This is a genomic window from Clostridiaceae bacterium (assembly GCA_012840395.1).
In the GTDB taxonomy this organism is placed as follows: Bacteria; Bacillota; Clostridia; order Acetivibrionales; family DULL01; genus DULL01.
In genome coordinates this window covers 1-7,311 of the sequence record DULL01000075.1, presented here as the reverse complement: position 1 = coordinate 7,311, position 7,311 = coordinate 1, and the positions used below count along the sequence as shown (strand labels likewise).

The following is a 7,311-nucleotide window of genomic DNA, read 5'->3' as shown; positions in this document are numbered from 1 at the left end:
TTTTTCTTATACTGCTAAAAAAATGAAACTTAATTTCCAGCAATTGATCTATTCTATTTACAAATATCGGTAATAACCGTAAAATCTTATTGACCGAAAACTGTCAATTGTATTTTATCATTCACACATGTGAGATCATGGTTGAGTCTGATTACATTTCAGTATCTTATCTTGTTATATTAAAGCATCAGTCCATGAAATCATATGAGCCACATATATATAAAATGTGTGTATTGACACTATATATTGTATATGATAATATTTATTCATCTATATATGGTAAAATTTTATAACTATGTTTTGTAAGATATAGTAATAATTCGGCAAGATATATAAACAAACAGACTCTAGATATTTGCTTGGAGGTTATGATTCTTAACTAACATCACGAGGTTTCTCGTTTCTATAAGCAGATGCTGAATTGATATAAACCTTAGTAACAACCTTGTTGAGCGGGGATTGCAAGACCAGCACTGAATTCCCGAGCGAAGCGAGGTTGCTTAAGTTACTGCGATTATTAAATAATTAAATATAATTGATTGAGTTTTTTTAATACTGAGTTTATTTAAAATATTGAGTTTATTTATTAAATTATGAAGGGGGCAAAATTGTATGATTACTAAAATAATTAAACGTGATGGCAGAGAGGTGCCCTTTAATATTGAGAAAATTGCAAATGCAATTTTTAAAGCTGCGAGTGCTGTGGGAGGAAAAGATTACGCAACTGCATTATCATTAGCTGAGAAAGTAGTTGAATACATTGAAAATAAAATGGGTAATAAAATACCTTCTGTTGAAGAGATACAGGATGCAGTTGAGAAAATTTTGATAGAGAATGGACATGCCAGAACTGCAAAGGTATATATACTTTATAGAGCTGAAAGAACTCGTATCCGTGAAATGAATACCCGTCTTATGAAAGTATATGAAGACTTAACATATAAAGAAGCAAAGGATAATGACTTAAAACGTGAGAATGCAAACATCAATGGAGATACTCCCATGGGTACAATGCTGAAATATGGATCAGAAGGTGCTAAGCAGTTTTGCGAAATGTTTGTATTGAAACCAGAACATTCCCGTGCCCATAAAGAAGGAGATATACATATTCATGATATGGATTTTTTAACTTTGACTACAACTTGCTGCCAGATTGATATTCAGAAACTTTTTAATGGCGGATTTAGTACAGGTCATGGATTTTTGAGAGAGCCAAATGATATCCATAGCTATGCAGCTCTTGCCTGTATTGCAATTCAGTCAAATCAGAATGATCAACACGGAGGGCAAAGTATACCTAACTTTGATTATGGAATGGCTCCTGGTGTTGCTAAAACTTTTATAAAGCTTTACAAGCAAAACCTGGCTAAAGCGTTGAAACTCCTTTCCGATATTGAAGACCCAATTGTCAAGGTTAATGATATAAGTAATTATATAAATGAAAAGTACGGACTAAAGCCATCCTTAGGTAATATTAATTATAGTTTGGATGGTTACAGAAAGTATGAAAAAGAATTGCTTATAGAATTAATAGGTGATGAAAATATTGTAAAGAAAGCTCAGGAATTTGCAGCTGAGAATGCTGAAAAAGAGATTGACAGGCATACATATCAGGCAATGGAAGCTCTAATTCATAATCTGAATACAATGCATAGCAGGGCAGGAGCCCAGATACCATTTAGTTCAATTAATTATGGAATGGATACTTCTCCTGAAGGAAGGCTAGTTATAAAAAATCTTCTTCTGGCAACTGAAGCTGGCCTCGGGAATGGGGAAACACCCATATTTCCCATTCATATTTTCAGAGTAAAGGAAGGCATTAATTATAACCCAGGGGAACCAAACTATGATTTGTTTAAATTGGCTTGCAGAGTTAGTGCCAAGAGATTGTTTCCAAATTTCTCCTTTATGGATGCACCATTTAATCTGAAGTATTATAAGCCAGGTCATCCGGAAACCGAGATTGCTTATATGGGTTGCCGCACACGTGTTATTGGCAATGTTTATGATCCATCCAGAGAAATTATTTTTGGAAGAGGAAATTTAAGTTTTACAACTGTAAATCTTCCGAGGATTGCATTAAAAAGCAATAAGAATATAGATCTGTTTTTTGAAGAACTGGATAGAAAAATTGATTTAGTTATTGACCAGCTTTTGGAGAGATATGAAATTCAGGCAAGAAAAAAAGTAAAGAATTATCCTTTCCTTATGGGACAGGGTATATGGCTGGATTCTGATAAACTTAAATGGGATGATGAAATAAGAGAAGTTTTAAAGCACGGCACCCTTACAATGGGATTTATTGGCCTGGCGGAATGCTTAAAGGCTCTGACCGGAAAACACCATGGAGAATCAGATATGGCACAGAATTTAGGTCTTGAAATTGTAGGGTATATGAGAAGACGAATGGATGAAGCCAGCAATAAGTATAAGATGAATTTTACACTTATTGCAACTCCTGCTGAAGGTATTGCAGGACGGTTTGTAAAAATGGATAGAAATATTTTTGGTAATATAGAAGGAGTGACTGACAGGGAGTATTATACAAACAGTTTTCATATACCTGTATATTATGAGATTAGTGCTTTTGATAAGATAAGGCTTGAAGCACCTTATCATGAACTTACCAATGCAGGACATATAACTTATGTAGAATTAGACGGAGATCCCCTTCAAAATCTTGAGGCTTTTGAGAAAATTGTAAAAGCAATGAAAGAAGCAGGAATAGGATATGGTTCAATAAATCATCCTGTTGACAGAGATCCGGTTTGCGGATTTACCGGGATTATTGGTGATGTATGCCCTGCCTGCGGAAGACAAGAAGGAGACATAAAGTTTGAAAGAATAAGAAGGATCACGGGTTATCTCGTAGGAACTGTCGAACGTTTCAACGATGCCAAGAGAGCTGAGGTTAGGGACAGAGTAAAACATTTTTCTGTCACGAGCAGCATTTGAGTGTACATTTAAGTGTACATCTGAGTGTAAGAGAAAGAAGGAAATGTAACTGTGGAAATCAGAGTCGCCGGAATTATAAAGGAATCAATAGTGGATGGACCTGGAATAAGATATGTTGTTTTTGCCCAAGGCTGCAAACGTAACTGTCCTGGATGCCATAATCCCCAAACTCATTCTTTTAGCGGAGGAAAGCTGATTGGTGTTGATGAGATACTTGAGCAGATAAAAAGAAATCCTCTTTTGGATGGTGTAACTTTTAGTGGAGGAGAACCTTTTGAGCAGGCAGAACAATTTGCAGAACTCGCTCAAAGAGTTCATAACTTGAATCTTAATGTCATGGTTTATACTGGATATACATATGAGGAGATTATTGACGGAGCAGGTGCGAACCCAGGTTGGAAAAAATTGCTGGAATCGGCTGATATATTAGTGGATGGGCCATTTATACAAGCAGAGAAGGATTATATGTTGAGATTTAGAGGATCAAAAAATCAGCGAATAATTGATTTGAATAAGACTAGATTGGCTGGCACAGTAATTTTAGCGGATATGTAGCAGATATGTAGTGGAGAGTAGTGGATATATGATATTTATAGTGGAGAGGGATAACTGAGAGGGGTAATCCCTCTCTTTTGTGGTTGCTTCTTTTCGCTTCCCAGTGCAAGTATGTGATATAAGCAGGTCAAGGTATGGGGACATTCCTTGACTTTCTTTATAGCGCCTATTATATAAAATGGGTTATACATTAAACCTGTATCCCTATCTAATGTCTGGTTTGACAGAAACACAGGGGTTGTCCTTTATTGAAAATCTCCAAAGAAAATCTTTTGCTTCTTCTGCATAATCAATATTTATTCTTTTGCTTCTAATAATTTCGTCTTGTCTGACTGGGACTCCCTCAGTCAGATAAAAATCATTGTTCCAAAGAGGTTGGCCGTTTTGTTCTTTTGTTATGTGAAAGCTTTTACACAATTTACCAGGGCCATTGGTAAGGTTTTTTCTTTGTGAAGGAGTTAATTCTTCCAGGGGCTTATTATAGCGGATATAAGCCATATAATCTTCTCCCTTTACAGGCTCCAAAGCTCTTATTAGAACAGCACAAGGCTCGCCCTCCTTTTCAGTTACTATATTCAGGCAGAAATACATCCCATAAATTAAATATACATATGCATGTCCGGGGGGTCCGAACATTACCTCTGTTCGTGGAGTACGTTTATAATTATAGCTGTGAGCGCCTTTATCGATTGAACCCTTGTAGGCCTCTACTTCAACAATTTTTCCTATTAACTGATGCCCGTTTATTTCCCGGATCAGGTATTTGCCTAATAAATCTGGTGCAACTTCTAAAGTTTCTCTGTCGTAAAAATCTTGCTTCAAGCATTCCATAAACTGCATTCTCCAATCAAGGGGGTCATGTTAAAGGGGACAGTCCTGTTATTTTTGCATTAATTATAACATAAGTTAAATGAATTTTGCATTGCACAGTGAGTAAAGAGACTTTAACTTGTTTTGACTTGTATCTTAAATTAATGATTATCTCTCAAAAATATGGACCCGAAAGCTCTCATATCATTGACTATAACTTGTAAGAAAACTATAATTGACTATGAACATATAAGTAAAAATGTAAAAATATTTTATCCAACAGATTTATGAAACTGACATTTGAATAGGTTACGAGAATTTAAGCTTATTATTAATTTTTTAAGAAGGGTTGGTTTTAATTATGAATAGCCTGCTCATTAAAAATGTAAGATTAGTTATTGATGATTCTATTGTGGAGAACGGAGCTGTTCTCTGCAAAGATGGCAAGATTGTGAATGTTTATACTGACAGTACAGATGTATCTAATGTAGAGGCTGATAATGTATACGACGGTGCTAATTACTATCTTGCTCCAGGATTTATTGATTTACATATTCATGGCGCAAAAAATATTTTAGCTGAAGCAGGGCCGGAAGAATTAAAGGAATTAACCAGGATATTACCTCAGTATGGTGTAACGGGTTTTTTGCCTACTATTTGTCCACGTCCAAGTCTTGAAGAAGATGTTGAACTTTTGAAAAGACTTTCTACTGTATCTCCTGAAGGTACAGCTATATTAGGTTTTATGATGGAAGGACACTTTTTATCACTTACAGGTGCAATAAAATCTGTTGGTGGAGATGTAGATCCAATTGAGAAAGCTGAGGCACTAATTAAAGCTGCTGCCCCATACAATTTAGTTTTTGCAATTTCCCCCGAATTTAAGGGTATTGTTGATGTACTTCCAATTTTGACCAGATCGGGTATGCCTGCCTTTATAACACATACTTTTGCCACTGATAAACAGACTTTAGCAGCAATAGAGGCTGGTGCAAAACATGCAACCCATTTTTATAACGTATTTCCATACGGACAGGACAAAGAGGGTGGAGTTAGACGTAGTGGAGCTATTGAGGCAATATTCTCACGAGAGGACTGTACTGTTGACTTTATTTTAGATGGAGAGCATGTAGAGCCTCTTATTGTTAAAATGGCTTTAGTTTGCAAAGGGAAAGACTCTGTATGTCTTATTACTGACGCCAATATCAATGCTGGTATGCCTCCAGGAAGATATGAAGGAGGTATTGGAAATACTCCCTTTGTGGTTGCCTATGAAGGAGGACCTGCAAGAAATGCGGAAGAAGGTCCAAAGAAGGGAGGACTGATAGGAAGTGGTCTTACAATGAATCTAGCAGTTAAAAATGCCATCAATATGCTTGGAGTAAATTTATGTCAGGCAGTTCGTATGGCTTCAACAAATCCTGCTAGAGTAATAAAAGTAGATAATAAAAAAGGGAAAATCAAAGTTGGATACGATGCAGATATGGTATTACTTGATGAAAATTGCAATGTTCAGGCATGTTGGGTTATGGGAGACTGCAAGTATGAAAAATAGCAGAAACTAGGGAAAAATAGGGGACAGTCCTGCATTATTGTAGTGATACATACAATAATGCAGGACTGTCCCTCTTTATCTTTAGCCCAAAAAATAATACAGCAGTGCCAACTGTAATGCAATAATCAAAGGAATTCCAACTATAAAGGAGATATGTCTTGTTTTATGTTTAAAAGTGAACAATCCTATATAAACTCCAGGACTTCCTCCAAGAATCGAAATTATGAAAAAGGTTTTCTCAGGGATTCTCCATCTATGTTTTTTAGCCTTATATTTATCAATTCCTACAAGAACAAACCCAAAAACATTTATAACTAATACTGCAAATAATATTACCCATAAATAATCCAATTTGTGTTTTCCTCTCCTTTTTACATGTACATGAAACTTAATTATACAATTATACTGTAATTATACTACAGAATAGTAAATTCTTAATTCGGTTTAAACAATTAGGGACACTCCTTTTATTTTAAAGTTATACTTTAATTATTTTATAAAAGTATTATTCTTTTAGGATACTTTTTGAGCGTCAGTGATAGAAGTGAAGGAATGTCCCTTAAAGTATCCCTTTAAAGTGTTTTAAAGTAGAGAACTGTCCCTTTTTATGGTATACTATAAATAACATTAAATACCGGTTTGAAAATATATCATATAAGTAAATGTTTAAAGTATATTTTTTTATTGATAATAGGTGGGAAACTTATGAAAATTTTTCTTGGATTCGGAAAATCAAAGGTAGATATAGAGATAGACAATTCAAATTTGCTGGGGATACTTAAGCCTAATGATGTTCCTGTGCAACTTACAGGTGTAGATGAGGTTAAACGGGCTATGAAAGAGCCTATAGGTTCACCAAGGCTCAAAGAAATTGTAAAACCAGGAAAAAAAGTAGTTATCATTACCAGCGATATTACCCGCCCCATGCCTTCAAAAATTGTGCTGCCAGTTATTTTAGAAGAACTGTTTGAGGCAGGGGTGAGTGAAGAGGATATAACAATTGTTTTTTCTTTGGGAAGTCACAGAAAACATACCGAAGAAGAGAAACGCGCACTAGTGGGAGAAGATATATATAATAAGATAAAATGTATTGACAGCGATGCCAAAGATTCAGTTCATTTGGGTAAATCATCCAAAGGTACACCGGTGAACATTTTTCGGCCTGTTGTGGAAGCAGACTTCAGGATTTGCCTTGGAAATATTGAATATCACTACTTCGCAGGCTATAGTGGAGGTGCTAAGGCCATAATGCCTGGAGTTTCAACAAGAGATGCAATTCAAGCTAACCATAGCAGGATGATTGAAGATGGTGCAAGAGCAGGTATACTAGAAGGAAATCATGTCCGGGAAGATATCGATGAAGTGGCTGATTTTGTTCCTATTGATTTTATCTTGAATGTAGTGCTGGATGAAAATAAAAATATAATTAAAGCAGT

The 7,311-nt window shown here is 35.5% G+C and carries 6 protein-coding genes; 4 read left to right on the top strand and 2 right to left on the bottom strand.

Features of this window, described 5'->3' with window-relative positions:
* Positions 1-612: 612 nt before the first annotated feature.
* Complete coding sequence (locus GXX20_08995; GenBank protein HHW31791.1) at positions 613-2,955, top strand: anaerobic ribonucleoside triphosphate reductase; 2,343 nt, start codon at positions 613-615, stop codon at positions 2,953-2,955.
* Between the two features lie 51 nt (positions 2,956-3,006).
* Entirely contained in the window at positions 3,007-3,510 is a 504-nt protein-coding gene (gene nrdG / locus GXX20_08990) for an anaerobic ribonucleoside-triphosphate reductase activating protein (protein HHW31790.1), read from the top strand.
* Positions 3,511-3,714: 204 nt separating this feature from the next.
* On the opposite strand, the gene GXX20_08985 is transcribed toward nrdG, so the two are convergent.
* A complete protein-coding gene (locus GXX20_08985; GenBank protein HHW31789.1) occupies positions 3,715-4,341 on the bottom strand; it encodes a DNA-3-methyladenine glycosylase in 627 nt (208 codons plus the stop codon).
* A gap of 340 nt (positions 4,342-4,681) precedes the next feature.
* Between GXX20_08985 and GXX20_08980 the strand changes: the two genes are divergently transcribed.
* A complete protein-coding gene (locus GXX20_08980; GenBank protein ID HHW31788.1) occupies positions 4,682-5,875 on the top strand; it encodes an amidohydrolase family protein in 1,194 nt (397 codons plus the stop codon).
* An 81-nt stretch (positions 5,876-5,956) separates the two neighbouring features.
* On the opposite strand, the gene GXX20_08975 is transcribed toward GXX20_08980, so the two are convergent.
* Positions 5,957-6,226, bottom strand: coding sequence for a DUF1294 domain-containing protein (locus tag GXX20_08975; protein ID HHW31787.1), 270 nt, complete (start codon positions 6,224-6,226; stop codon positions 5,957-5,959).
* 354 nt (positions 6,227-6,580) lie between these two features.
* Here GXX20_08975 and larA point away from each other — a divergent pair.
* Positions 6,581-7,311: nickel-dependent lactate racemase (gene larA / locus GXX20_08970; GenBank protein HHW31786.1), on the top strand; the 731-nt coding region annotated here is incomplete at its 3' end.